Origin of the sequence: Limnohabitans sp. Rim28, assembly GCF_000293865.2 — a bacterium.
In the GTDB taxonomy this organism is placed as follows: Bacteria; Pseudomonadota; Gammaproteobacteria; order Burkholderiales; family Burkholderiaceae_C; genus Limnohabitans_A.
In genome coordinates this window covers 23,351-47,338 of sequence record NZ_ALKN02000015.1, presented here as the reverse complement: position 1 = coordinate 47,338, position 23,988 = coordinate 23,351, and the positions used below count along the sequence as shown (strand labels likewise).

The window sequence follows — 23,988 nt, the reverse complement described above, 5'->3', positions numbered from 1 at the left end:
CCCCCAATTAATAAGCATGCTTATAATCTCACCCATTCGTACATCATCCCTGCTCGGAGAATCCATGACTGCAACCCCATCCCAACTCCCCGTCTTGGTCGCAGGTGGCGGCATTGGCGGCTTGGCCGCAGCGCTGGCCCTGGTGCGCCAAGGCTTTCAGGTCACGGTGCTGGAACAAGCCCCCGAAATCGGCGAGATCGGCGCGGGCATTCAAATAGGCCCCAACGGGTTTCATGCGTTTGACGCTTTGGGCGTGGGTGACAAAGCCCGGGGCCGCGCCGTGTACACCGACTTCATGGTGATGCACGACGCGATCGACGAGTACCAGGTCGGCAAGATCCCCACCGACGAGAAATTCCGCGAGCGTTTTGGCAACCCTTATGCCGTGATCCACCGCGCTGATGTGCATTTGTCTTTGCTCGAAGCCGCGCAAGAAACCGGCCAAGTGCAGTTCCACACCAGCACCCGCGCAGAGCGCATTGAGCAAGACGACAGCAGCGTGACCGTCTGGGACCAAAATGGCAAGGCCTTCAAGGGTTGCGCCTTGATCGGGGCCGACGGCGTCAAATCGGTGGTGCGCGAACAATTTGTGGCAGACCCGGCCCGCGTCACGGGCCATGTGGTTTACCGCGCCGTGGTCGAGAAAAAAGACTTTCCAGCCGATCTGCAATGGAACGCCGCCGCCATTTGGGTGGGGCCCAACTGCCACCTGGTGCACTACCCCTTGCGTGGGGGCGAACAATACAACGTGGTCGTGACCTTCCACAGCCGCGAACAAGAGGAATGGGGCGTCAAAGACGGCAGCAAAGAAGAGGTGCAAAGCTACTTCCAGGGCATCTGCCCCAAGGCGCGCCAATTGATTGACCTGCCCAAGACCTGGAAACGCTGGGCCACGGCCGACCGCGAGCCGATTGGCCAGTGGACCTACGGCCGCGTGACCCTGCTGGGCGACGCCGCCCACCCCACCACCCAATACATGGCGCAAGGCGCCTGCATGGCCATGGAGGACGCTGTGACGCTGGGCGAAGCCCTGCGCACCCACCACAACGACTGGCCCCAAGCGCTGGACATGTACCAACGCGCCCGCGTGGCCCGCACGGCCCGCATCGTGCTGTCCAGCCGCGAGATGGGCCGCATCTACCACGCCAAGGGCGTGGAGCGCTTGGTGCGCAATGACCTGTGGCGCGGCCGCAGTCCCGAGCGCTTTTATGATGCGATGCAATGGCTCTATGGCTGGAACGTGGGCAACTGCCTCGACGCCGCCCAACACAGCGCCTGATCAGGAGATAAAAATGAACGACCTTGGCCGAATCGAAGACCTGCCCGCGGACTACGTGCAAGACCTGCGCAAGGTGAACCTGGTGCCCCTGTGGCCCAGCCTGCGCGGCGTGCTGCCGCCCAAAGTGCCCACGCGCCAAACCCAGCCCACCTGCTGGGCTTACCAAGACATCAAGCCGCTGCTGCTCAAAGCGGGCGAGCTGACCCCGATTAAAAAAGCCGAACGCCGCGTGCTGGTGCTGGCCAACCCCGGCCACGGCCTCGACAAAATGCAGGCCAGCGCCGCCATGTACCTGGGCATGCAACTGCTCATGCCCGGTGAATGGGCCCCCAGCCACCGCCACACACCCAACGCGGTGCGCATGGTGGTGGAAGGCGAAGGCGCCTGGACCACGGTAGACGGCGCCAAATGCCCCATGAGCCGGGGCGACTTGATCTTGACGCCCACAGGCCTGTGGCACGAACACGGCCACGACGGCACCGAGCCCGTGATCTGGCTCGATGTGCTGGACTTGCCGCTGGTCTATTACATGGAGGCCAGCTACCACATCAACGGCGACCGCCAAACCGTGGTGCCCGGCCAAGGCGACAAACAATACGCCCGTGGTGGCGTGGTGCCCTCGCATGTGTTTGAGCGCAGCAAGAAGGCTTACCCCATGCTGCGCTACGCCTGGAAAGACGCCAAGGCGGCGCTCGAATCGCTGGCCGCTGACGATGCCGGTTTGGAGCAGGTGCAAGTGACCTACACCAACCCCGAAACGGGCAGCGATGCAGAAAACATCCTGGGCTTTTACGCCCTGATGCTGCGTCCCGGCCAAACCCTGCGCTTGAGCGCCCGCTCACCCGCACAGGTGTTCCATGTGATTGAAGGTGCGGTGCAAGCACAGATCGTGGCCAGCACCTTCACCCTGCTTGAGGCCGACACCTGCTGCGCACCTGGCTACGAGGCCGTGACGCTGAAAAACCTGCAAGCGGACAAACCCGCTTTCATCTTTATTGCCGACGAATCGCCTTTGCACCGCAAGTTGGGTGTTTACGAAAACCGCGGTTGATTTTTTACTCTCCACAACATGACCTCTTACCTCTTCACCCCTCCTGCCGTCCCCTCCCTGCCCATCCGTGGCCAACAAGAACGTTTCCCGATCAACCGCATCTTCTGCGTAGGCCGCAACTACCATGCGCACGCCGTCGAGATGGGCCGCCCTGTCGACAAGAGCGTCGAGCAGGCGTTCTACTTCACCAAGTCGCCACAGACCTTGGTGGAAAGCGGTGCCACCGTCGCCTACCCACCGCGCACCAACAACTACCACTTCGAGATGGAGCTGGTGCTGGCGATTGGCAAAGCCGGTTTTCGCGTGAGCGAAGCCAACGCGCATGAACTGGTCTATGGCTACGGCGCAGGCCTGGACATGACGCGCCGCGACCTGCAATTGGTGGCCCGCGACAAAGGCCGCCCGTGGGACACGGGCAAAGACATCGAGCAAGGCTCGGTCTGCTCCGAGATCGTGCCCATGCCCGGCGTGGTGATCGAGAACGGCGCGATTGCTTTGGAAGTGAATGGCGCCACCAAGCAGTCGTCCAACGTCGACAAGCTGATCTGGAACATCCGCGAAATCATCGCCGACCTGTCCACCTACTACCACCTGCAGCCTGGCGACTTGATTTACACCGGCACGCCCGAAGGTGTGGGCGCGGTGGTGACCGGTGACAAAATCACTGGCCGCGTTGAAGGCGTGGCTGAACTTGCATTGACCATTGGCGCTGCGGCGTAAACCCATGAAGCTCTACAGTTTTTTCCGAAGCGGCACCTCACACCGCCTGCGCATTGCGCTCAACCTCAAAGGCATTGCCACCGACTACGTGGCGGTGGACCTGCGGGTCGATGAACAGCAAGGCGAAGCCTTCAAGTCGGTCAACCCCCAGCAGATGGTGCCCGCGCTGGACACCGGCAAGCAGGTGCTGATCCAATCGCCGGCCATCATCGAATGGCTGGAAGAAAAACACCCCACGCCCGCCCTGTTGCCTGCAGGCGCGGACGACCGCGCCCATGTGCGTGCGCTGGCGGCCATGGTGGGTTGTGACATCCACCCCCTCAACAACCGCCGCGTGTTGCAAACGCTGCGCAAACAATTCGGCGCCAACGAAGACGCCATCAACGCCTGGTGCGCCAGCTGGATCAGCGCAGGCTTTGACGCCTACGAAGCGCTGATTGCGGCTGACAAGACACGTGGCCGCTTCAGCTTCGGCGACACCCCTACCCTGGCCGATGTGTATTTGATCCCCCAAGTGGAAAGCGCACGCCGCTTCAATGTGAACCTGACGCAGTGGCCACACATCATGGCGGTGGAAAAAGCCTGCATGGCGCTGGAAGCTTTTCAAAAAGCTGCACCGGGACAGCAGCCTGACGCTGGCTGAGCGACACCCACAAAAGCAAGGGCCCTTCGGGGCCCTTGTGATGTCAGTCTCGGCGCGCAGCTTTGTACAAAGGCAAGACCGTCGGCAGCAGTTCTTCGATTTGTTGCACGCGGCTGGCCTCTGTTGGGTGAGTGCTTAAAAAAATGGGGGGGCTGCCTCCACTGTTGGCTTTGATCATTTTCTGCCACAGCGTGACCCCGGCGCGCGGATCATAACCAGCCCGCGCTGAGAGTTCCAGACCCATGCGATCGGCTTCATTCTCATCGGTCCGGCTGAAGCGGGTTGCAACGAGAGACTGGTACAGGACTCCTGCCATGTCGGCAGAACCTTGGCCAAAGCCGAACAGTGCAGCGCCCAGTCCTATGGCGGATTGTGCAGCCAAGGCCTGTGAGACCTGCTCGCGTGAGTGTTCCCTCAATGCATGCGAAATTTCATGCCCCATCACCACGGCTATTTCTTCATCGGTCAGATTCAGTTGCCGGATCAGGCCTGAGTAAAAAATGATTTTTCCACCCGGCATACAGAATGCATTGAGTTCACTGCTGTGGATCATGTTGACTTCCCATTTCCAATCGGGCGCGTCGGGACGAAAAATTTTCGTCTGGGGTTCAATTCTTTGGGCAATCGCACGAAGGCGCCGAAGCATGGAAGCATCGGTATTGAGGGTGCCTTTTGCAGCGGCTTCGGAAGTCAACTTGCTGTAACTTTGCGCCGCCATTTGTTCAAGCTGCTGGGACGAAACCAGAAGGAGCTGTTTACGGTCCGTGCCGACCGCACCTCCACGGGTGGTGGTTTGGCATCCACCGAGTGTCAGCGCGGCAAGCAACAGCGGAAGCAGGGAAAGTCGTCGCCAATGCGTCATGGTGATCTTATGGACACGGATGACCATCTTTGGGTGGCTCAGGCCTTTTTGGCCCAGGACGTGCACCAACCCTTGGCCGCCACATGCTTGCCGACAAACAGAGGGCATCCACCGGCGACATCGCCTGCCTTGCCTTGGTACAAGGCGCAGTTGCTGCAAGCACTGCCAGACACGTGGTTTTTGAATTTCACCTTGTCCGCTTGGGTGGCGTCGTCCACATAGCCAAATACAACGGCTTGGGCGTCGCCTTTTTCGACCATCGGAAGATTGATGACCGTCTTTGATGGTGTTGGTGCGGCCGTGGGTGCCGGATTGGGGGCGGGCGTGGTCGCCATCGGCGCACTCTGTGGTTCGACTTTGGGCGAGCAAGCGGCCAACAGTGCAAAACCGGCAAAGGGCGTGATTTCGATAAAGCGTCTGCGTGTTGGCGTTTTCATTGGGGGGTTCCTTATCTGGAGGGGTTTGTCGTCAGGGTGCCAAAGTGCAATGGCCCGCCAACGGACTGACGCGTTAACGTCAAGCGATCCACGAAGACATATTGCATGTGACAGTGGCTGCGTGTCGGTGCGATGGTGCACACAGCGGACTGAAGTCACGGACGACAGCGAAGCCAGCCATCCAAGCCTTCTATGGCAGGCGCAAAACATCAGCCTCAGGCTTGGCATTCGTGCAATGCGAGACATCAGGTCATGCCTCTATTCCCTCACACTTTTTTGCAGGCTTCAGCCCCTCATATCGATCAATTGGCTGGGCGTTTGAGCGGTGGCTGACTGGGCCGTGATCAGGCGATAGGGGTGGTCGTGAAATTGCACCGCAAACGTGCTTTGCCCCTGCAGCAGGGCCATGGCGCGCTGCACGGCTTGCAAAGGGTTGCCTGGGTGGATGGCGTCGATCAGGTGCGCGATGAGTTCGCCGTCACTGTTGGTCTCAAAGGGGTAACCGCGTTCTTGCAATTGAGCGCGCAAGGCGTGGTGGTTGTCCACATGGCCCTGGTGCAGCACAGCGACGCGGGGCAGCGAGCCCGGGTGGCTGTTTGGGCCATGGCTGAACTGCGTGCGCGCCGGATCCAACGGCATGAAATGTGGGAAAGAGGTCGGGGCGCGCTGAAATGTCATGGCCATCGGCAAGTTCATGGTTTTGCTCCGTGATGGTTTTCAACAGGTGTGCTGGGATAAAACGCTTTTCTTTATTGAAATTTCATCATGGCCGCAATTGGATGATCGATCAGTGTTTCAGCGCACCTAAGGCTTGTTGTTTGTCTTCGAATCAATGATTGGTCGGAGCCAATCTCTGTATATGGATCCTCGGGCAAGCCCGAGAATGACAGATCACTCAAGCAAACACCTCGGTGTCCACTTCGCTGTTGGACTGCGCGTTGTAGCGGTTACCGGCCACGGTGCGCTGGTTGATCAGTGCTTCCAAACGCGCAAGCAAACCGGCATCGAGCTTCACATCCACCGCGGCCAGGTCGTCCAGCAGGTGATCGACCGAGGTCGTGCCAGGAATAGGAATGATGTCTTCGCCCTTGTGCAGCAACCAAGCCAGCGCCAGTTGTGCAGGACTGCAGCCTGCTTCTTGGGCCAGCGCGTTGTAGGCGGGCAAGAGTTTTTGGTTGGCGGCGAAATTGTCGGGCGCAAAGCGCGGCATGCCGCGGCGGATGTCTTTGGCGTCAAAGCCCGTCACATCCAAAGCAGGGCCGGACAAAAACCCCCTGGCCACAGGGCTGAAGGCCACAAAGGCCACGCCTAAGTCGCGGCAAGCCTGCAGCACCGCGATCTCGGGGTTGCGTGTCCACAGAGAATATTCGGTTTGCACAGCGGCAATGGGATGCACCGCGTGGGCTTTGCGCAAGGTGCCCGCCGACACTTCGGACAAGCCTATCGTCTGAATCTTGCCTTGGCGCACCAGGTCACTCAAAGCGCCCACGCTGTCTTCGATGGGCACTTTTTTGTCCCAGCGGTGCAGGTAATACAGGTCGATCACATCGGTCTGCAAACGGCGCAGCGCATCCTCACAGGTCTTTTTGATCGTCTCGGGGCGACCATCGATCACACGCACCTTGCTGCCATCGCTTTGCTCAACCCCTTGCATGCCGCATTTGCTGGCCAATGTAAAACGGTTGCGGTGCGGCTTCAACACTTGCCCCACCAGGGTTTCGTTGGTGCCAAACCCATACATCGCGGCGGTGTCAAAGAAAGTCACGCCTTGGTCCAAGGCCGTGAGCAGAACGCGTTCAGCCTGCTGGGCCGACACAGGCGCGCCATAGGCATGGCTGAAGTTCATGCAGCCCAGGCCAAGAGCGCTGACGGAAAAAGAGGCCAATTGACGGTTTTTCATGCCGCCTATCTTAGCCAAGCCTCATGGCATGCGTGTCAAATGCGGCTCACCAGCACCCCGTTGCGCGCAAGCGGGCCCTGGCGGATCAAAAACCAAGCTCACATTCGGCGAAACGGGGCGTCCAAAGCGGAGGACACGGCATCGTCATGCCAATGCGGATCTCGTCCAGCAGCCCATTGGGCTTGTTCGGTCACATCGATCAGCACCATGCGATTTTCAACACCCCACTCGTCCACCGTGGCATCGATCCGAACCTGCAAAGCACTGCGGTGGGCTGTGGCTGTGAGATGCACCATGCAGTGGCGACGGCACTGGCCGCCCAAAACCTCATGGTGAAAGCGTGCAAAAGAAGCCTGCGAATCGTCTGCCAAAAAATCCGAGAACGCATGGTGTTGGCACTGCGAACGCTGAATGTCCAGCAAGATGGCACCGGCCAGATTCGTCTGCAAGATTCGCCCCTGCGCATCCAAGGTCACAAAGCCTACCGGCGCAAAGTCATAGGCATCGACATACTTTTGCAAACTGTCCTCCATCGGCCCCAGGGCTTCGTTGGGCAAGCCATAGGGTGTCAAAGTCAAAGGTTCAGGCAAGTTTTCAGGACGATCATTTGAAGCTGCGTTCTGCGCCATTTGCGCCAACTGCTGAAGATAGCGTTTGGATTCAACTTGGCTGCGCGCATGGCATTCGCAAGCCATGGCACTCAAGCCCTCGGGGTCTTTCAAAGTGATCTTGCCACGGCTGTTGGCGATCCAGCCTGCGGCTTGAAATCGTCCCGCAGCTTGGGTGATGGACTCGCGGCGAACACCCAACATGTGTGAAATGGTTTCATGCGTGACGCGCAACTCTTGGGTATTGGCACCTTGGGCGTTGCTCAGCAACCAATGGCTCAGGCGCTCAGACACGGCATGGTGGCGGCTGCACACGATGCTTTGCGCCATTTGACCCATTTGCCACTGCACATACAGCAAAGCAAGTTTGTGCAAGCGCGATTGCTCCGACATTTGCCGCACGAACACATCGGCGCTCATGCGCAAAGCCTCCCCACCGCATTGCACTTGCACGGTGTGTTGCATGGCCGCACCGCCCAACACCAAGGGCACCCCGATCAGGCCATCACGCCCCACCAGGGCCAACTCGTCGGACTCGCCATCGGCCGTGTGCGACACCCATGACAAGCTGCAACTCATGGGGAAATAAACATGCTGCAAGGCTTGACCGGGCTGGCCGATGACCTGTCCTGTCGCCAAGGTCATGCGTTCGAGGTAAGGTGCTAAATGGGCCAACTCGGCGGCCGACAAGGACGACAAAATCAAATTGTCGGGCAAGGGTGCCTGGCCTGTGTTCATGCCGTTTGAACGCCACGGTGAAACATCGGCAGACGCTTGATCGGCGTGCGCCCCAGACGCCGAGAAATGGCCATGCAACAAGGCCTGCAATTCAGGCGCGCTGACCAACGGAACGGACGATGTGCGCGAGGTGTGGATGGTATGGGGGTTCAACATGCTTGTCTCCAAAGTTGAAGGTCACTGCAAGCATTGCAGTTCAAACCATGGCTTGATGCTCAGGCCGGTCTAACGGGATGTCCATTGACCTTCCGGTCTGTTGGTGTGTGCACAAAGGTCTATACCCATTGGCTCGTATTTGCGGGCAAAAGCGGCAAGCGCGTCAGATGACTTGCACCGCTTCACTTGAACAAACTCGGTGGTGAAATGACGCCGTAATTCGGGCCGATGCCTCCGGATTGCAAGGAGGGGCATTCGTTGCTCATCTGGACTTGGATGTATTTGTCTTTTCCGCCTTCAGCACCCAATAACTTCATGCACGCAAAACCCTTGATCGTGCCTGTGGCGCCTGCGTTCACTTGCTCCAGGATAGGCAGCACCACCAAATCACAGGGGTTGCTTGAAGCACCAATGCAGTCCTGAACGGCTTTGTAAAGGCTGGTTTTGGCGCCGCTCTCCATGGTCACCTGATCCCCCACCGACAACATGGGCGGCGGCGGGTCAAAAAGAGACGGTTTGTGCGCAATCATGTCATCGATCAAATTGGCCCCTTTGCCCTCGAAATTGAGGGCCGTCCATTGGCCCTTGGCGCAAGGGTCCTCAGACTTTTCTTTCGCGATTTCAAACACAAAAGGTTTGTTGGTTTTAGGGTCAACTTTCGGCGCTGGGGGCTGGGTGCTCAGGTCCCAATAGGTTTGGTACATGCACTGCGCGACGGCCACAGGAAAAGTCAAGGCCGCGCTGGACGGGCTGTGCACGCCGGCCACCGCGGTGACCCTCACCGGCTTGTCATACACCCCCCAGATGCTGGCGAAAAAGGTCCGCACTGGTCCCTGATTCTGCCCCTCGGTTTTGCCCAATGTCACTTGCACTGCAGGGGCATCGGTCGCCCCTGGCGTCATGGGAAAAATTTGTAGGCCTTTAGAAGTTTGGGTCGTATCCCAATAGCCCGTGAGCACTTGGCCATCCGCCAAGGCATGACCTGCCGCACGGTTGAGGTTGATCGCGCTGCTGGCCGTGGTGGCGGCGCCCGACCAGTCAAGCGCCGAAGCCCCCTTGGTGAAGAGTTTGCGCGCTCCGGCCATGGCAGCGGCGTCGGCATCGTTTTGCAACTCGTTGCGCACCACATGCAGGTAGGCCAAATCCACCGCCAAAGCCCCAAGGCCCAAGAGCACGGGTAACAAGAGCGCCACGAGCACCGTGACAGCGCCTTTTTGTGGCGTGGAATACCGCGTGATTTTTTTCATACCTGCACCCCTCATTCGTAAACCATCACCGTGCTGGACTGCAAGTCCAACGGCTTGCCAAAACTGGCCAACAAACTGCCCAAGCCCAAGCCCTGAAAGGTGTAACGCACCGTGACGGTCAAGATGGCATCGCCGTTCCAAGTGCCCTTTTGGATCTGCACTGCGGGCAGTGCCGAAGTGCTGCCCGAGCTGACCAATGCACCTTGCAAGTAGTTCTGGACGATCTGCTGAATTTGTGCATCGGTGAGTGGAGGACTGCGTGCCACGATGCCTGCGCGTGCACCTTCGCGGCTGGCGTTGGTGATCACGGCTTTGTCGTACAAGGCCAAGCTCGCATCCATGGTGCCCACCAGCACGATCAAAAGGAGGGGCAAGATGAGCGCGAACTCGATCACAGCCGCACCTCGTTGACTTTTCAATGCCAACGCTTGTCGGCGTGCAGGTGTAGGCCTGTTCATGGGCAAGCTCCTGAAAGTGACCGGTCACGGCCATTTGGAAAGCCTTGACCTTAAAGAGCGCGATCCGGTGTTTCGGTGCGTTGCCTCACACCCCTGTGCAAAACCCGTACACATTCGTACTTTGGTGCGTTGGCATACCGTCCCGCTTGGGATTTTTTTTTACATTGGATTGTCGGTTTTGGCTGTTCAAAACCGATGCAAGGACCTTGGGACGTTGATGGGCTTGAGATACAGGCCTTGGAGACCCACCAGAGGCTTGCAGTTCTCCTCTACTTTTCAACTCTGGAGTTAGCCACATGAAAAACTTTTCTCAATCTTTCAAGACATTTTTGGCCGATGAAGAGGGCGCAACTGCCATCGAATACGGCTTGCTGGCCGGGCTGATTGCGGGTGTGATCGTCACTGTTGTCGGAACAATAGGCACCGATGTCCTAGGCTTGTTCCAACGCCTTTCAACTAAGCTCTCGACGGCTTAATCGTTGGATGCTCTGACATCCTTTCTGAGAAACACCCATGCCTCCCAGCCTGTTTGACTGGACACACCTGGCCGCACTGGCCGCCATGCTTTTGGCGGCCATGTGGCACGACACCGCTTCGCGCCGAATTCCCAACACCGTGGTGTTGTGGGGCAGCTTGACAGCCCTCGGGCTGTCGCTGTCGCCGCACGGCATCGGCTTGGGGTCGGCGCTGGCGGGGGGCATGGTGGGTTTTTTGGGGTTTGGGGTGTTTTACCTGCTGCGCACGTTGGGCGCAGGCGATGTCAAACTGGCCGCCGCCACGGGCCTGTTTGTGGGCCACCCCGACATGCTGTGGGTCAACCTGCTCATCTTGTTGGCGGGATGTTGGCTGGCCATCACATGGGCGGTGTTCAGCGGCCAACTGCGACAGACCTTGCACAACCTGAGCAGCGGCTTGACGCAACTTTGGCTCAGCCGCCAACACGGGGCAAACGCCGATCGCTTGGTTTTTCCTGTGAGCACAACGCGCATGCCCTATGCACTGGCCATTGGTGCGGGCACAGCGGTGCATGCGCTGCAGCGCTGGCCTTTGTCCTGAATTCACCGCCCTTTTAAGGACCCCTTGCCATGCGAAACATTCGACCCATGGGCGCGCTGCTGCTGGCCTTGGCTTTGGGCTTGGCCGCTGCGGCCTATGCCGCCAGCTGGTTGCAGCAACAAGCCTCCGCCAACACCTTTCAAGTGATCGTGGCCGAACGCGATTTGACCATGGGCACGCGGCTTCAACCCGACATGCTTCAAACCCTGGACTGGCCCAAAGCCGCAGCCATACAAGGCCCATTGACCACCCTGGACCAAGCGGTTGGCCGGGTCATTCGCACGCCCTTGCTGCGCGGCGAGCCCTTGCTGCACAGCAAATTGGCACCCATGGGCGAAAAAGGTGGGCTGTCTTCGGTGCTGGCTCCGGGGCAACGTGCGGTGACCGTGAAGGTAAATGAAATCATGGGCGTGGCCGGTTTCGCACTGCCAGGCAACTACGTGGACGTGATGGTCAATACGCCAGACGGTGAGAACCAACCGGTCTCGAAAATCGTGATCGAACGCATCCAGGTGCTGGCCGTGGCGCAAGACGCCTCCACCAACGAGAGCAAGCCCCGCGTGGTCAATGCCGTGACCTTGCAGGTGAGTCCGCAACAGGCCGAGCAAATTGATCTGGCGCGCAGCGTGGGCACTTTGTCTTTGGTGCTGCGCAGCCACAGCGACGACTTGCCTGTGCTCACCACCGGTGCGCGCAAGCTGGACTTGCTGCCCCATGCCCCTGTTGTGGTCGCCTCAGCGATGCCGATGGCCACCAGCACCAAAGCCGTGGCACCCCGTCCACGCACCAGCCGGCCTGCGACAGCCACTGCGCCTGCGCCTGCACTCTCGCCAGAACCGATTCGGTTGGAAGTCATCCGCGGCTTGTCTGTCTCTCAGGAATAAAAACATGTCCCATTCCAAATTGGCCGCATCGAAAGCCCCATCCTCACATGGGTACAGCGAACGCACCCAGCCCTTGCCCACGGTGCAACACACTGAACGGCGGCCTGTCCGTTCACCTTGGAGTGGCTTGATCTTGGCCTTCAGCATCAGCGGCGTCTGGGGGCCCTGCGCATGGGCCAACACAGCGATGGGCCTGAATGCCGTGGCCGCCAGCCTCTCGAAGCTGCCCACCGTCGGCAAGGTCTCGACCAAACCCGAGGTGCAAACCCAAGGGCCTGTGCAAATGGCCGCCCCCCTGCGTTTGACGGCGGGCAAGTCGATGCTGCTGCACTTGCCTGAAAAGGCCGAACGCCTGTCGGTGGGCAACCCCGATGTGGCCGATGTGGTGTTGATCAACCCGCGCGAAATTTACCTGCTGGGTAAAAAATCAGGGCACACCAATTTGCTGGTGTGGACGGCGCAAGGCAGCACCACCTTGCGCGACATCAGCGTGGGCGCTGACACCGACAGCCTGCACGCCAAGCTGCGCGAATACGTGCCCAGCGTCGAAAACCTGCGCGTGGACAGCGTGGCCGACAGCCTGGTGCTGAGCGGGCGCGTGAGTGACGGCATGAAAGTGCAACGCTTGATGGCCCTGACCGAAGCCTTCAATGGCAACAAAAAAGTCATCAACCTGCTGAGCGTGCACGGCACGCAACAGGTCATGCTCGAAGTCAAGGTGGCCGAGGTGTCCAAAACTTTGCTTGACGAACTGGGGGTGGACATCAACCTGACCCGCACCATGGGCAACACTTCCGTCAATTTGCTGTCACAACTGCTCAGCGCAGGCGCCACATCACTGACCATGGCCCGTGCCAATGGCCTGAGCACGGTGACGCTGACCGCTGAGATGAAAAAAGGCCTGATCAAAGTGCTGGCCGAACCCACCATCACCGCCATCAGCGGTCAAGAGGGCTCGTTTTTGGCGGGCGGAAAAATTTACATCCCTGTGCCCCAGACCAATGCCGCCGGTGGCACCACGATCACCTTGCAAGAAAAGGAATTCGGCGTGGGCTTGCGCTTTTTGCCCACGGTGTTGGAAGACGGCTTGATCAACTTGAGCGTGACGCCCGAGGTGTCGGAGTTGTCCCAATTGGGCACCACAGTCAAGGGTTTGGGCGGGCAAACCAGCTTGTTGCCCACCATCACCACGCGGCGGGCCTCCACCACAGTGCAGCTGCGCGACGGCGAGAGCTTTGCAATTGGCGGCTTGGTCAAAAGCAATGTGACGCAGACCATCAAGGCTTTTCCGATTTTGGGCGAACTGCCGATTTTGGGTCCCTTGTTTCGCAGCACGGCTTTTCAGACCGACAAATCAGAACTCTTGTTTGTGGTGACACCGCGACTGGCGCGGGTCTTGCCCAGCAACTATGCCCTGCCCACCGACAGCTACATCCAACCCAGCCGCAGCGAATACTTTTGGGGCGGCCAGCTTGAAGGCACACCACCTGCGGCCATGCCTGCTCCTGTGTCTGTTCCTGTGCCTGCGCCTATGCCCTCACCCCAAACCTCGGATTGACCCAGGAGAACTGCACCATGAACACCGACACTTTGCTGCCTGTCAGGCTTGACCCCCTGAAATGGCTTCCCACTTTGGTACTGGCATTGGCACTCTCGGGTTGTGCCAGCGCACCCAGCCTGATCGACCGGCACTTTGGCTTGGCGGTGCAACGCGCACAAGCCCAGCAAACCCAGCCCAGCCCCTTGCGCGCCAGCTCGGCGCCTGTGGCCGACACAGACGGCGTTTCTGCCGATGCGGCCGTGGCGCGTTACCAGCAAAGCTTTCAAGCCCCGGCCGCACTCTCACCTGTCATCAACGTCGGTTTTGGCACGCCCAAAGCCCCTTGAAAGAACCCTGCCATGTCCATCCATGTGATCGCTTCGAATGAGACTTTGCTGGGTACGCTGCGCAGCAGCCTGCAGCAAAATGCCTTGCCGCTGGCCAGCGCCGTGTTGCGGCCACCCGGTCCCAGCTTGTTGCAGCAATTGCAAACCCTGGACGATGCGCCACCCGGCACCATCGTGCTGCTGGACAGCCCTGTGCGCCCCAACAACGCCGCCAATGCCAGCGATGCAGCGAGCGATGACTTGGCCTCTTTGGAGACATGGCTGCGACAGCGACCTCAGCTGAACGTGCTGCTGCTGAGTGAAGACAACAGCAAATCATTGCTGATGCGGGCCATGCGCGCCGGTGTGCGCGAAGTCTTGCCCCTGCCACCCGACCCCGACGAGCTCGCGCAAAGCCTCAAACGGCTGAGCGAGCGCTCTGACCTGATCCGCCAAAACACCCCTGCCCAGCCACCAGAGAGCGCGGATGCGGCACCTTCGCGGTCGGGTCGGCTGGTGGCCTTCATGGGATGCAAAGGCGGCACAGGCACCAGTTTCATCGCGGCCAACATGGCCCACATCTTGACCCGTGAATTTGACAAAAAATGTGCCTTTGTGGACTTGGACCTGCAATGCGGCGACGCCTCCTTTTATCTGGGCAGCGGGGCCAACCAACACAGCCTGGGCGACCTGACGCGGCAAATCGACCGGCTGGATGCGCCCTTGCTGCTCAGCTGCCTGCATGCCGTCACACCCAAGCTGAACTTGCTGGCGGCCCCCCATGCACTGGAAAACGCCATCGCCATCAGCGCGCAAGACATCGAAAAAGTCCTCGGCTTGGTGCGCGGTTTTCACGAGCAAACGCTGGTGGACCTGCCGCGGCACCTGAACGCCTTGACGCTCAAGGTGTTGGACATGGCCGACACGGTGTTCATCGTGATGCAAAGCCAGACCCAAGATGTCCGCGATGCGCAACGCTTGGTCAAGATGCTGCGTGCGCTCGGCCTGGACGATGCGAAGCTGCACCTGCTGGTCAACCGCCACAAGACGGGCGGCTGGGTCAGCGTGGACGATTTGCAAAGAGCCGTGGGGCTGACAGCGCAACACATCATTCCCAATGGCCCTGAGTGGGTGGACGAGGCTTTGCACACCGGTCAAGCCTTGTCTGCTGTGAATGAGCACACCGCCGTCATCCATGCACTGCGAGAGGCCACGGCCTCTTTGCTGCCCAGCACCCCGCAAAAGCAACGTCACTGGATGCAGCGTTGGATGGGGCAAACCGCTTGAATTTCCCCATGTTCCTTAGATGCCCCTACTGGAGTGATGCGTGAAAACCAGCCTGCGCTACCAATTCGAAAATGCCACCCCCAACGAGGTGCTGTTGCGCCCTTTACCGGCAGCCACTCTGGTGGAGCCAGAGGTGCAGCCCTTGGCACGCATCGCGCCAGCGAACGCCCCAGCGCCGGCCGACCACCCGCACTCACACGGGCTGAGACTGGACGAGATCAAAGGCCAAATTCACCAAGAGATTTTGTCCCTCATGGACTGGCAACGCATGGAGAGCATGGCCCCAGATCGTCTGCGCAGCGAGCTCCAAGCGCTGACCGAAGAGTTGATCGCCAAAAACAAACTGGCGCTCAATGAAAACGAGCGCCGAGGGATCATCCAAGCCATTCAGGATGAAATGCTGGGTCTGGGACCGATCGAGTCCTTGCTGTCCGACCCCACGGTCTCCGACATTTTGGTCAATGGCCCTTTTCAGGTGTATGCCGAGCGGCATGGCAAGATCGTGCGCACCGATGTGCAGTTTGACAACGATGCCCACCTGATGCGGGTGATCGACCGCATCGTCTCGCGCATTGGACGGCGCGTGGACGAAATGAGCCCCATGGTCGACGCACGGCTGCCCGATGGCTCGCGCGTGAATGCGGTGATCCCTCCCCTGGCCATGGACGGGCCCTTGCTCTCGATCCGCCGCTTTGCGGTGGTGCCGTTCAGTGTGCAAGACTTGATTGCCATGGGCACACTGACCGCCGGCATGGCCGAGCTGATTCAAGGCTTGGTCAGAGCGCGCTTGAATGTGCTGGTCTCGGGCGGCACGGGCAGCGGCAAAACCACGCTGCTGAACGTGATGTCGGCCAGCATCCCGGCCGATGAACGCATCATCACCATCGAAGACGCCGCCGAGTTGCAACTGCAGCAACCCCATGTGGTGCGCATGGAAACACGGCCGCCCAACATCGAGGGCAAGGGCGAAATTGCACAGCGCGATCTGCTGCGCAACAGCCTGCGCATGCGGCCTGACCGCATCATCATGGGCGAGGTGCGCGGTGGCGAGGTGCTCGACATGCTGCAGGCCATGAACACCGGCCATGACGGATCGATGACCACCATCCACGCCAACTCGCCACGCGATGCCCTGACCCGACTCGAACACATGCTGGGCATGGCGGGCCTCAAAGCCGAGTCGCGCGCCATGCGCCAGCAAATCAGTGCAGCACTGTCGGTGGTGATTCAGGTCTCGCGCCTGTCCGATGGGCAACGCAAGATCACCAGCTTGCAAGAGATTACCGGGATCGAGGGCGATGTGATCACGATGCAAGAAATTTTTCGTTTTGAGCAAACCGGCCTGGACCCAGACGGGCGCGTACAAGGGCTGTTTGTGGCCACGGGCATTCGGCCCAAATTTGTGCAACGCCTGGTCACACGGGGCATTCCCCTCAGCGACAACTTGTTCAACCCCACCGAGCGCTGGAGTTGAAGCATGAAGACGCCTTTTTGGACCATTGCTTTTTTGGCGGCTTTGAGTGTGGGCTTCCTCGTCTGGGGCGTGTACGGGCTGTGGCGAGAGCACTTTGACCCGCGCCGCAAGGCCTTGGCAAAAAGGTTGCAGGCCTCCACAGCCTTTGGCCCTGCGCCCTTGACAGAACCCTCACTCAAGTTTCGGTCTAGGCGGCTGCTGAGCCAGTGGGACTGGGCTGAACGCGGGCTGCAAAGGATGCCCGGCGTCATGGCCATGGACCATTTTTTGCTGCAAACAGGCTTGAGATTGAGCTTGGCACAGGCCGTGTCAGTGGCGACACTGCCGGTGCTATTGGCTTTGGCTCTGGGCAGCAGTTTGGCTTGGCCATTTCCCTTGAGCGTGGCCTTGGCGGCTTTAGGCTTTTTGTTTTGGTTGGCTTTTTTGCAGCACCGCCGAAGCCATCGCATGGTCTTGATCGACCAAGCTTTGCCCGATGCCCTGGAACTCATGGCCCGCTCGATGCAAGCCGGACACGCGTTCATCAGTGCCATGCAAGTTGCGGCCAAAGAGAGCCCCCCGCCTTTGTCGCACGAGTTACGCTCGGTCTTTGAAGAGGTCAACTTCGGCATCAGCACCCCGCAAGCCTTGCAAGCCTTGGCGGTGCGTGTAGCCAGTGAGGCTGTGCGCTATTTTGTGGTGGCCGTGGTCATCCAGAGCGAGACGGGCGGCAACTTGGCTGAGATCCTCAAAAACACTGCACGCTTGATCCGTGAGCGTCAAAAAATCGCCGGCGTGGTTCGCGTTTTATCGGCTGAAGGCCGCATCTCAGCGGTCATCTTGGCGCTGCTGCCCTTTGTGTTGGCGGCGTTCATGAGTTGGGTCAACCCCGGCTTTGTTTCACGCCTATGGACTGACCCCATGGGTTTGCAACTGGTGTACGTTTCACTGATCCTGATGGCTTTCGGCATATTTTGGATGTGGCGACTGGTTCAGATCCGCGTTTGACGCCCATTCACCCTGACGTTCCATGACCACTTCCACCTTGATTTTTTCTGTCCTTGTCTTTGCGCTGGTGATGGCGCTGAGTCTGGCTGCGCTCAGCCAATGGTTGCCCAACCCCGGACGTGATCGCTTGGCTCGCCTGACCACCAACCTCCCCGATCAACCCCAGGACATCTCCGCGTGGCAGCGTGCACAGACGCGCTTGCTGTCCGCGCTGCTCTGGTTCGGCCCTTGGGCTGCCGGACTCTCGGGGGGTGAAGGCAACACGCCTTCTGCACTGCGTCTGCGCTTTGGCCATGCGGGCTGGCGCTCGCCCATGGCGCTACAGATTTATTTCATCGGCAAGACCCTGCTGACTTTGATGTTGCCCCTCATGGCTTGGGGGGTGTTGGAGGCTCAGGCCTCGGCCACCTCCCTCACATGGCGGATGACGCTGGTGCTTGCCGCCGCTGCGCTGGGCTATTACCTGCCCGATGTGCTGCTGAATTGGCGCATCCAACGCCGGCAACTGGCTCTGGTGCACGCCTTTCCGGATGCGCTGGACCTGTTGCGCCTGTGCGTACAGGCGGGTCTGGGTCTGGATGCCGCCATCGACCGCGTGGGCCGCGAAATGCGCCATGCCCGCCCTGAGCTGTCCGAAGAGCTCGCCCTCACCGGATTGGCCTTGCGGGGAGGATCCTCTCGGGCCGATGCGCTGCGCAGTTTGTCGCAACGCGTGGGGCTCAAAGACATTGCCGCCTTGGTGTCCATGCTGATACAGGCCGACCGTTTTGGCACCAGCGTGTCGGAATCGCTGGCTGTGCACGCTGACGCGTTGCGCACCCAACGCCGCTTGCGCGCCGAAGAGGCCGGCGCCAAACTCCCGGTCAAGCTGCTGATCCCTTTGATTTTTTGTGTTTTCCCATCGCTGTTGACCGTGCTGCTGGGTCCCGTGGTGGTGACGCTCACCCGGGAGTTTAGGCAGGTCGTGTGAGAAAAGCAGAGGCGCTTGCAGATAAGGCACCGTTAACATGGCCCCGTTAACATGGCTGCCTTGTGCTGCAAGTTCTGAACTCTCTGACGCTCTCATGAACAACGAAAAATCGGTTTCTCCCAAACGCCAAGGCCTGTCAAGGGTCTGGCACGCTTTCTTTTACTCGGTCGAAGGATTGAGAGCCGGTTGGAGCGAGCCTGCATTCAGGCAAGAGGCCATCTTGGCCGTGCTGGTCTTGCCTGGCGCATGGTACTTGGGTCAAAGCTGGGCCGAGACCGTCCTTTTGATCGGCGTGGTCGTGGCGGTACTGGTGGTTGAGTTGCTCAACACGGGCATTGAGGCGGCCATTGACCGTTCTGGCCCCGAGTGGCACGCCCAGTCTAAAAGGGCCAAGGACACGGCCAGCGCAGCCGTCTTGCTCAGCCTGCTGCTTTGTGGCGGCGTCTGGCTGAGCGCCCTGTGGCGGTGGTACAGCGCTTGAGCCTGGCCCGGTCAACCCCGCTGAGCGGGTTTGGCCTTGCACGCTGAGAACATGTCGAGCTCAGGCTGTTGCCAACGGGTTTTGACTTGGGCCAGCGACAACACCGAATGGAAATAATGGTCATGCGATAGCGCATTTTCGGCCTGTTTCTGCCAACAGTTTGCCTCCCAACCGTTTTGCTTCTGCAAGGATTTGGACATCCACAAGGCCATGGGCACATGGGTTTGCTCTTGCGGCGCCATCATGTAGGGCATGCCATGCAAGTACAAACCTTTTTCGCCCAAAGATTCGCCGTGGTCTGACACGTAAAGCATGGCGGTTGGGCGTTTTTGGGTTTTGAGCCAACGCACGGTTTCCCCCAAAAAATGATCGGTGTAGCGCACCGCGTTGTCGTACGCATTGACGATGTCTTGTGCGGGGCAATCTTGCAGCACGTTGGTGCGGCATTCGGGTTGGTACAGCTTCATGTCGGCCGGTGTGCGCTTGAAATAGGCCGGGCCATGGTTGCCCATCTGGTGCAACACCACCACAGTGCCCGCTGAAGGCTGGCCAGCCGGACGCGCTTTGTCCAGTTCGGCCAAACGCTCTGGCAGGACGCGCAGCAAGATCTCATCAAAGCATTCGCCATCAGGGCACAGCTTGGGGTCTTTCAAGGTCAAGGTGCTGGCATTGGGCACGCGATCACACACCCCTTTGCAACCGGATTGGTTGTCGAGCCACAGCACCTGCATGCCTGCACGCTGCAACACATCCAACAGGTTTTCATACGGAATGTCATTTTTGGCCTGGGCCTCTCGTCCCAAATGCGAAAACATGCAGGGCACAGACACCTGGGTGTTGGTACCGCATGACCGCACATTTGAAAAGTAAGTCAACTCGCCGCTGTTTTGCAGTTGCCGCAGTTGCGGCGTGGTGTCGCGCGCGTAGCCCGCCAAACCAAAATTGGCAGCACGTACGGTTTCGCCCACCACCAAGACGATCAATGGCGGCGAAGCTGGCACACCCGCATTGGCCATGGCCGCATCCTCGCCCATCGGCTGCAAAGACATGCGAGCTTGGGTGGTTTGCCCCACCAGCAAGCGACCACTGGCATAGACCGTGTTGAAAGGGTTGACCATGTAGCGCAAGGATTTGTGGTTGCGCATGGTGGAGGCCAAATCCTGGAACGACGCCCAGATGACCACCATCATCAGCACCAAAGCCACGGCTGCCAAGCCCAGTTGGCGGCCGAGCAGCCGCATGGCAGGCCACTGCTGGACAGGCTGACGCCACCACCAAGCGCCTGGCAATACAACGCCCAGCATCAACACCAACAGCATCGAACCCGACAACAGATCGCGCACTTCGCGCACATCGGTTTGCACCGTGTTGGCCATCATGCTGGGGTCGATGACAACCCCATAGGCGGTCATGAAGTAGCTGTTGGCCGCTGCGACCATGAGCAAGACCACGCCCAGGGGTTTGCGCCAAAGGGGCCACACCAGCAAAGACAGGAGCACGGTGGTGGCGGTGAAAACAATCACCCCCATGCCCAACAGGCCCAGGCCTGTGCGCAAGCCATGGGTTTCCGTCAATGCCCACATCGCGCGCCAAAGGGGCAAGTTGCCCAAAGTGGTCAGCCAAAGGGCCATCACCAACAACAAACTGAAGGGATGCCAAGGACGGCCAAAGGCCCCTGAAACGGCACGGGAAAAAGCAGAAAAAGAGTCGAGAAAAGGGGGCATGGGCAACACAAGGCAAACACAAGCCGCCATGGTGATCGCCCAGTCTTATCTCAACATTAAGTCCCGTCGGTACGATTCGTCACAGCAGGCCAAACCAATGCATACCGTTTGCCAAAGGGTGCCGTGCCTGCATCGCGCATCAGCTGTGCGCCCTGACTTTGTGCAATGCGTTCCACCAGCGTCAAACCAATGCCCAGGCCAATTTGTGCTGCGCCCACTTCAGGTTTCTCGGTGTTTGGCGATTCGGCCGTGACGTCATCACTGCCCTCGGCATGGCCATCGTCGCTCACCGACATGCACACCTGCCCCTGCGCATCTTGGGCAACTCGCACCTCCACATAGGTGCCGGTGGGGTTGTGGCGCAGGGCGTTGTCCACCAAATTGCGCAGCGCCAGCGCCAGCAAAGTGGACTGGCCGGGGACCGTCATGGCGTCGGTGGGCGCCTCCAGCGCAATGTCTTGCCCCAATTCGTAGGCCAAAGCCACATGGTCGGCCACCACGCCCCGAGCCAAGGCACACAAATCGACCGGCTCTGACTGCTCCTCACTCAGGCTCTGAGCACGCGCCAGATCCAGCAACTGCGACAAAATCCGACCGGCCTGCAATGCGCCCTGCTCCAAGGCTTGGAGTGCCTTGCCTTGGTCGGACGGCAAAGCTGCATCGCGGGCCAAACGGGCTTGCAAGACCAAGGCTGTCAAGGGTGTGCGCAGCTCGTGCGCCACATCGGCCGCAAAACGCCGCTCACGGGCAATTTGTTCTTGCAGGCGCTGAACCAAGTGATTGATGGCCTGAACCGTCACACCCAATTCTTGGTAAGGCTGTTGCGGCACCAAACTTTGTCCAGCATCGACATCGAGCGCCGAAATTTTGCCAGACAGTCGCTGCAGGGGCAGCAAGCCGCGTCGCACGGCCGAGGCCAAAATCAAAGCCACCAGGGGCAAAAACAACAAGGCCGGCAGCAAGATGTGCTCCGCGATGTCAGCGGCCAATGCCTCGCGCCGCGTGGGGTCCAAAAATACCGCCACTCGCCGCACGCTCACCCCCCCAGACCTGGCCTCACCCCCTGAAGGCGGCAAGCGCGCTGTCTTCGATTCCGCGACATACCCACGCCATTCCTGTGTTTCCCCTTGAACTGTGATGCGCAGGGTTTGATGCCCCAGGGCCATGTTCAAGGGCAAGTGGCCATGCATGCTGTGCGAATCCCAAACCAAGCGGTCTTCTTGCCAAATCAAGACGTGAAGGTCAGGGGCATAGGCATGGCTGGGGTGTTCACTGAGGGCCGCAGGCAAGGCGGCCGTTTGAGCTGGAGGGACAGGAACAGGAGGTTGACCTTCGGTCATGCGCGCAGCACCCGCGTCCGGCTGAGCCAACAAAATGTGTGCTGCGGAGACCAGCAAGCCATCGCTGATTTCCTCCGCTTCGTGGTAACCGGTCGAGTAAGACAAGCCGGCCAGCAGCATCCACAGGGCGATCACCGCCCCCAAAGCCCACGCCCACAAATACCGCCACAGGGACCTGGGTTGAGCGGTTCCCATGGGGCCCTTTTGCTCGGTCAAAAGCGCCATCAAGCCGTTCCTTTGGCGTCAGGGTTGGGCACAAAATACCCCACACCGCGCACCGTCTTGACCAGTCCGTCGCCCAGCTTTCTGCGCAGGTGGTGCATGTGCACCTCCAAGGCGTTGCTGTCCAACACCTCGTCAAAACCATAAAGCGCTTGCTCCAGCCTCTGGCGCGAGAGCACCTGCCCACTGCCCCGCAGCAGCGCCAGCAGCAGGGCATATTCTTTGGCACGCAGCGCGACCGGCTCACCGTTTTTCAGCACGCTGTGGGCGGCCGGGTCCAACACCAAATCGCCATGGCGCAACAAAGGTGATGCGCGGCCTTCGCTGCGTCGCAGCGCCGCACGCATGCGGGCCAAAAGCTCCTCGGGCTCAAAAGGCTTGACCAGATAGTCGTCAGCGCCCTCGTCCAGCCCGGCCACCCGGTCCGGCAAAGCATCTCGGGCGGTCATGATCAGCACCGGCATGGCACTGCCAGACCTGCGGACCTGCCGCAGCCAGGCCAAGCCATCACCGTCCGGCAAGTTCAGATCGAGCAGCACCAGGTCGAAGGGCTCCACACCCAAAGCTGCCGAAGCCAGCGCCAGTGTGGGGGTCACATCGACTGCATAGCCGGTGGCTTTCAAGGTAGCGGCCAAACCGGTGGCAATGCCCACATCGTCTTCCACAATCAAAACCCGCATGACCTCTTTGTCCTTGTTTGGCACCGTGTGGTGTTCAGTCTCGATTGTGTCAGGTCTCGTGTGCATGGCGTAAGGCTGACACGTCCCAATTAAGGCAGGCTTAATCCGGCCGATTTTTAATCCTTGCATGGTTTTTTGGCGACAGATCCCCCGGCCATGAGTACGGCAACACCCATCCCAGCATGCACCCTCCAACAGCTCAGACGCCAGTTCGCTCAAAACCATGGGGGTTAGGGCTTTGGATCGCCTGCTTGTGCCTGACTTTGGGCTGGGACGCCTCAGGCGCAGACCTGCGCGTGATGTCTTGGCTGGGCCATGAACAAGGTTTCGCACTGCGCGACAACTGGTGGCTGAACACCGTACTGCATGACGGCTTCAAACGCTTGGCTGTTGTGGTCTACCTGGGTGTGATCTGGGTGACGGTCTCGCCCTGGGGCCCCTGGCGTCACACCGCCCGTCTTCAAAGGCTGGAGGTCCTTGTCGGCATCACCCTGAGTTTGCTGCTGATCTCCAGCTTCAAACGCATCAGCTTGACCAGCTGTCCTTGGGAGCTGCAGGCCTTTGGCGGAACAGCCACTTACATCTCGCACTGGTCATGGGGCACCCGCGATGGCGGCGGTGGCCATTGTTTTCCAGGTGGGCATGTATCCAGCGTCATGGCCTTTGTGGCCTTGGCGATGCCATGGCTGGCCTCTCAGCAAGCGCAAGACAAGCGCAAGGGGTGGGTCTGGCTGATCGCCATTTTGCTGACCGGACTTTTTTTAGGGGCCGCGCAAACCCTGAGGGGTGCCCACTACCCCAGCCACACCGCCTGGACAGCCTTGATTTGCGCGGCTACAGCTTGGGCGAATCACCAAGTTTTTCGACGCCTCCAGCAGTCAAACCCGAGACTCCCGGCTTGAGTCGGCTTGGCTACAG

Annotated in this window: 25 protein-coding genes; 15 read left to right on the top strand and 10 right to left on the bottom strand. The window is 59.7% G+C overall.

Features of this window, described 5'->3' with window-relative positions:
• Positions 1-64: 64 nt before the first annotated feature.
• The 4 genes from B472_RS14805 to maiA are packed head-to-tail and all read left to right on the top strand — an operon-like array spanning position 65 to position 3,693.
• A complete protein-coding gene (locus B472_RS14805; protein WP_019426981.1) occupies positions 65-1,279 on the top strand; it encodes a 3-hydroxybenzoate 6-monooxygenase in 1,215 nt (404 codons plus the stop codon).
• 13 nt (positions 1,280-1,292) lie between these two features.
• On the top strand, positions 1,293-2,330 hold the full coding sequence (locus B472_RS14800; RefSeq protein ID WP_019426980.1) for a cupin domain-containing protein: 1,038 nt from the start codon (positions 1,293-1,295) through the stop codon (positions 2,328-2,330).
• Positions 2,331-2,348: 18 nt separating this feature from the next.
• A complete protein-coding gene (locus tag B472_RS14795) occupies positions 2,349-3,050 on the top strand; it encodes a fumarylacetoacetate hydrolase family protein (RefSeq protein ID WP_019426979.1) in 702 nt (233 codons plus the stop codon).
• A gap of 4 nt (positions 3,051-3,054) precedes the next feature.
• Complete coding sequence (gene maiA, locus B472_RS14790) at positions 3,055-3,693, top strand: maleylacetoacetate isomerase (protein ID WP_019426978.1); 639 nt, start codon at positions 3,055-3,057, stop codon at positions 3,691-3,693.
• Between the two features lie 43 nt (positions 3,694-3,736).
• On the opposite strand, the gene B472_RS14785 is transcribed toward maiA, so the two are convergent.
• From B472_RS14785 to B472_RS14755, 7 genes are all read right to left on the bottom strand, one after another.
• Positions 3,737-4,582 (bottom strand): M48 family metallopeptidase, encoded by an 846-nt coding sequence (locus B472_RS14785; RefSeq protein ID WP_238147456.1) that lies wholly within the window; start codon positions 4,580-4,582, stop codon positions 3,737-3,739.
• A gap of 11 nt (positions 4,583-4,593) precedes the next feature.
• Positions 4,594-4,992 carry a high-potential iron-sulfur protein gene (locus B472_RS17500; RefSeq protein ID WP_019426976.1) on the bottom strand — a complete coding sequence of 133 codons (399 nt, stop codon included), beginning with the start codon at positions 4,990-4,992 and terminating at the stop codon, positions 4,594-4,596.
• Between the two features lie 285 nt (positions 4,993-5,277).
• Positions 5,278-5,688, bottom strand: coding sequence for a hypothetical protein (locus B472_RS14775; RefSeq protein ID WP_019426975.1), 411 nt, complete (start codon positions 5,686-5,688; stop codon positions 5,278-5,280).
• Positions 5,689-5,887: 199 nt separating this feature from the next.
• Positions 5,888-6,892: an aldo/keto reductase gene (locus B472_RS14770; RefSeq protein WP_019426974.1), complete on the bottom strand. Its 1,005-nt coding sequence runs from the start codon at positions 6,890-6,892 to the stop codon at positions 5,888-5,890.
• A 98-nt stretch (positions 6,893-6,990) separates the two neighbouring features.
• Entirely contained in the window at positions 6,991-8,394 is a 1,404-nt protein-coding gene (locus tag B472_RS14765) for a helix-turn-helix domain-containing protein (protein WP_019426973.1), read from the bottom strand.
• Between the two features lie 182 nt (positions 8,395-8,576).
• The gene (locus B472_RS14760) at positions 8,577-9,641 is read right to left on the bottom strand and encodes a TadG family pilus assembly protein (protein ID WP_019426972.1); all 1,065 of its coding nucleotides are present in this window, start codon (positions 9,639-9,641) and stop codon (positions 8,577-8,579) included.
• Between the two features lie 11 nt (positions 9,642-9,652).
• Entirely contained in the window at positions 9,653-10,099 is a 447-nt protein-coding gene (locus B472_RS14755; RefSeq protein WP_019426971.1) for a TadE/TadG family type IV pilus assembly protein, read from the bottom strand.
• A gap of 296 nt (positions 10,100-10,395) precedes the next feature.
• Here B472_RS14755 and B472_RS14750 point away from each other — a divergent pair, with 296 nt between their 5' ends.
• The 10 genes from B472_RS14750 (at position 10,396) to B472_RS14705 (ending at position 19,104) form a co-directional block, all read left to right on the top strand.
• A complete protein-coding gene (locus B472_RS14750; protein WP_019426969.1) occupies positions 10,396-10,575 on the top strand; it encodes a Flp family type IVb pilin in 180 nt (59 codons plus the stop codon).
• 37 nt (positions 10,576-10,612) lie between these two features.
• Positions 10,613-11,155 (top strand): prepilin peptidase, encoded by a 543-nt coding sequence (locus B472_RS14745; RefSeq protein ID WP_019426968.1) that lies wholly within the window; start codon positions 10,613-10,615, stop codon positions 11,153-11,155.
• Between the two features lie 29 nt (positions 11,156-11,184).
• On the top strand, positions 11,185-12,039 hold the full coding sequence (gene cpaB, locus B472_RS14740; RefSeq protein ID WP_026039538.1) for a Flp pilus assembly protein CpaB: 855 nt from the start codon (positions 11,185-11,187) through the stop codon (positions 12,037-12,039).
• A 4-nt stretch (positions 12,040-12,043) separates the two neighbouring features.
• A complete protein-coding gene (locus tag B472_RS14735; RefSeq protein ID WP_019426966.1) occupies positions 12,044-13,597 on the top strand; it encodes a type II and III secretion system protein family protein in 1,554 nt (517 codons plus the stop codon).
• A 17-nt stretch (positions 13,598-13,614) separates the two neighbouring features.
• Complete coding sequence (locus tag B472_RS14730) at positions 13,615-13,926, top strand: hypothetical protein (protein WP_019426965.1); 312 nt, start codon at positions 13,615-13,617, stop codon at positions 13,924-13,926.
• Positions 13,927-13,938: 12 nt separating this feature from the next.
• Positions 13,939-15,192: an AAA family ATPase gene (locus B472_RS14725; RefSeq protein ID WP_019426964.1), complete on the top strand. Its 1,254-nt coding sequence runs from the start codon at positions 13,939-13,941 to the stop codon at positions 15,190-15,192.
• A 94-nt stretch (positions 15,193-15,286) separates the two neighbouring features.
• Positions 15,287-16,666, top strand: coding sequence for a CpaF family protein (locus tag B472_RS14720; protein ID WP_369908504.1), 1,380 nt, complete (start codon positions 15,287-15,289; stop codon positions 16,664-16,666).
• Between the two features lie 3 nt (positions 16,667-16,669).
• Positions 16,670-17,653 carry a type II secretion system F family protein gene (locus tag B472_RS14715; protein WP_019426962.1) on the top strand — a complete coding sequence of 328 codons (984 nt, stop codon included), beginning with the start codon at positions 16,670-16,672 and terminating at the stop codon, positions 17,651-17,653.
• Between the two features lie 22 nt (positions 17,654-17,675).
• A complete protein-coding gene (locus tag B472_RS14710; protein ID WP_019426961.1) occupies positions 17,676-18,623 on the top strand; it encodes a type II secretion system F family protein in 948 nt (315 codons plus the stop codon).
• 94 nt (positions 18,624-18,717) lie between these two features.
• The gene (locus B472_RS14705) at positions 18,718-19,104 is read left to right on the top strand and encodes a diacylglycerol kinase (protein ID WP_019426960.1); all 387 of its coding nucleotides are present in this window, start codon (positions 18,718-18,720) and stop codon (positions 19,102-19,104) included.
• A gap of 11 nt (positions 19,105-19,115) precedes the next feature.
• On the opposite strand, the gene B472_RS14700 is transcribed toward B472_RS14705, so the two are convergent.
• The 3 genes from B472_RS14700 to B472_RS14690 are packed head-to-tail and all read right to left on the bottom strand — an operon-like array spanning position 19,116 to position 23,070.
• The gene (locus tag B472_RS14700; RefSeq protein WP_238147455.1) at positions 19,116-20,828 is read right to left on the bottom strand and encodes a phosphoethanolamine transferase; all 1,713 of its coding nucleotides are present in this window, start codon (positions 20,826-20,828) and stop codon (positions 19,116-19,118) included.
• A 56-nt stretch (positions 20,829-20,884) separates the two neighbouring features.
• A complete protein-coding gene (locus tag B472_RS14695) occupies positions 20,885-22,363 on the bottom strand; it encodes a histidine kinase dimerization/phospho-acceptor domain-containing protein (RefSeq protein WP_192877879.1) in 1,479 nt (492 codons plus the stop codon).
• A 29-nt stretch (positions 22,364-22,392) separates the two neighbouring features.
• Complete coding sequence (locus tag B472_RS14690; protein ID WP_026039536.1) at positions 22,393-23,070, bottom strand: response regulator; 678 nt, start codon at positions 23,068-23,070, stop codon at positions 22,393-22,395.
• A 251-nt stretch (positions 23,071-23,321) separates the two neighbouring features.
• Between B472_RS14690 and B472_RS14685 the strand changes: the two genes are divergently transcribed.
• On the top strand, positions 23,322-23,972 hold the full coding sequence (locus B472_RS14685) for a phosphatase PAP2 family protein (protein ID WP_019426956.1): 651 nt from the start codon (positions 23,322-23,324) through the stop codon (positions 23,970-23,972).
• Positions 23,973-23,988 lie beyond the last annotated feature (16 nt).